This window comes from Streptomyces viridosporus (assembly GCF_002078235.1).
GTDB lineage: Bacteria > Actinomycetota > Actinomycetes > Streptomycetales > Streptomycetaceae > Streptomyces > Streptomyces viridosporus.
In genome coordinates this window covers 1-348 of record NZ_MSGP01000545.1, presented here as the reverse complement: position 1 = coordinate 348, position 348 = coordinate 1, and the positions used below count along the sequence as shown (strand labels likewise).

At 71.3% G+C, this 348-nt stretch carries 1 protein-coding gene; it reads left to right on the top strand.

Annotated features, from left to right (window positions below):
• Positions 1-129, top strand: a 129-nt coding sequence (locus tag B7L92_RS42930; RefSeq protein ID WP_255311234.1) for a family 1 glycosylhydrolase, incomplete at its 5' end; no start/stop codon positions are given.
• Positions 130-348: the final 219 nt, after the last annotated feature.

Below are 348 nucleotides of genomic sequence, written 5' to 3'. Positions count from 1 at the left end.
GGCTACGACAAGCGCTTCGGCCTCGTCCACGTCGACTACGCCACCCAGGCCCGCACCGTCAAGGGCACCGGTCACCGGTACGCGGAGATCATCCGCGGACACGGGGAGCGGAGGCGGCGGGCCGCCTGAACACCCGAGAACACCGGTGGGCGCGGGCACGGGACCCCGCGCCCACCGGGCCACCCGCCCCCATGTATGTCATGGGCACGACATTCACATCGTCATGAGTCAGTGAGTCAGGGAATCGGCGCCCACTCCACCCCACCGAGGAGAGCCGCATGCCATCCCGCACCCCCCGCACCTTTCTGACCGCCCTCACCACGGCCGCCGTGCTGACGGCGGCCCCCG